Origin of the sequence: Franzmannia qiaohouensis, assembly GCF_031451695.1 — a bacterium.
In the GTDB taxonomy this organism is placed as follows: Bacteria; Pseudomonadota; Gammaproteobacteria; order Pseudomonadales; family Halomonadaceae; genus Franzmannia; species Franzmannia qiaohouensis.
The window spans coordinates 1-1,720 of record NZ_JARWAM010000045.1; the positions used below are offsets into that span (position 1 = coordinate 1).

1 protein-coding gene is annotated in these 1,720 nt (G+C 64.4%); it reads right to left on the reverse strand.

Features of this window, described 5'->3' with window-relative positions; genetic code table 11:
- Positions 1-235: 235 nt before the first annotated feature.
- Positions 236-1,654, reverse strand: coding sequence for an IS1380 family transposase (locus tag QC821_RS21645; RefSeq protein ID WP_309725595.1), 1,419 nt, complete (start codon positions 1,652-1,654; stop codon positions 236-238).
- Positions 1,655-1,720: the final 66 nt, after the last annotated feature.

The window sequence follows — 1,720 nt, forward strand, 5'->3', positions numbered from 1 at the left end:
ATCCCGCCTCATTCATGAGGGCTCGATTCGGGCGGTCTGAAGCTGCTGGCCGGCGGCATTGATCATCAGGTTCCATAGCGCTGGCGTGATAGCCTGCTGAGTAATGCCTGAACTACACTTTTATCATGTCGACTTATAACTTATAGGAATAGATTTCGACCTCCAAAGCAACCGTGATCGCCGGCCGCCGCTGCGGTCGCTCGATTCCTGATGCCGTGGTGGTGTTGCAGGAGCGTTAGCTCAGCGAGGTCAGCTTCGGCAGCCCCTTCAGCAACGTCGGCCACCACTTGTCGGCAGCGGCGCCGAGGTGAACGGCGATGCGCCGGGCGTGCAGCGACAGCGTGGCGGCGACCTTGAGCACCTGCTCGCGCATCCGGCTCAGGCTCCAGCCTTGCCGGGTCTGTCGCTCCAGTAGGCAGCGCAGGCCATGCAGGACTTGGTAGGCATAGAGGCTCAGCAGCAGGCTCACCTCGTTGCGGGCCATCACGTCCTGAACGGTGGAGGCGCCGCGATCCGTCGACGAGAGGTGCACGTCGAGCGCCGATTTCACTTCGCCCATGTGCGCCTCGGCGCTGCCGCGCTTGCGGTAGAGCGCCAGGACCTTCTCCGGCGGCCAGTCGAACTTGCCGAGGTTGGTGACCAGGAAGAAGGCATGCAGCAACAGATCATCGGGACGTTCCTGCACCACCAGCACCACGCGTCGAGGCGCCGACCAGGAACCGGCTTGGTACTCAAGGTCGTGGCACCACTCGCGGGGTTGCTCGGGAGGCCGGCCTCGTGGCCGCTTCAGGTGAGGCGCCGCCAGCGCTTGCAGGCCTTTGTGGCTGCGTAGTCGGCCCAGGTACTCGATGTCGCGCTCTTCCAGTGCCTCCAGCGTATCGTTGTCGGTGAAACCGGCATCGATGCGCACTCGAACCTGGGCCCCGGTGCTTTCGTGGAGTCGCCGCACCAGGTGGGGAATCCAGGTATCGGCATTCTCGGCCGGGCCGGCGTTACCCTCGCGAAGTAGACCGCCCACCATGTCGCCGGTCTCAGCCAGCGAGGCCACCAAGGGCGAGTAGATTCGGGCCCCGTAAAGTCCATGAAATGCCGAGCCGCCTTGGTGGCCATGGACCTCGATCGGCAGGCCGTCGATGTCCAGGGTCAGCTGCTTGGGGCGCTCGCCATTCTGCAGCGAGGTCAGGCGCCAGATCACCAGCCTCAGCAGGCCTTCGGGCACGGCGTCGATGTTGTCGTAACGGCCGAGGCAGGTCAGCAGCCGCGACAGCGTGGCTTGAGAGGGCCGGTCCTGGGCCAGGGGCGTCATCCCGCGCGCATCGCTGCAGGCCAGCTGCCAGAGCGGGTCACGCCGCAGCGTGTCGGTATCGCTGAGGTCGATCCAGCCCATCGCACGTTGCAGCACCAGGGTACGCAGCTGGCTGGCCAGCGAGTGGCGGATGCGTAGCGGGTGGCGGCGATCGACCAGGTTGTCTTCGAGCGCCTCGATCACGCCGCTGTTGTCGAGGGCTTCACGCAGCAGCAGAGCGCCGCTGTCGCTGGTGGTTCGCTGGCCGCTCAGCTCGACACGGACAGAGCCGTTGCAGGAGGGCGTCCAGGTGGATAGGCTTTCACCCATGGCGAGTGGTCCTCTTGAATCGTGTTCTGGCAGGAACATCTTGATTCTACAAGAGGAAACCACTCGCCATCTTCTTTTTCAGGTCGGCCTCATGAATAAGCCGGG

What these genes read in the sequence shown, in the direction of transcription:
- QC821_RS21645 (WP_309725595.1), bottom strand. Translation starts at nt 1,654, where the DNA reads ATGTTCCTGCCAGAACACGATTCAAGAGGACCACTCGCCATGGGTGAA.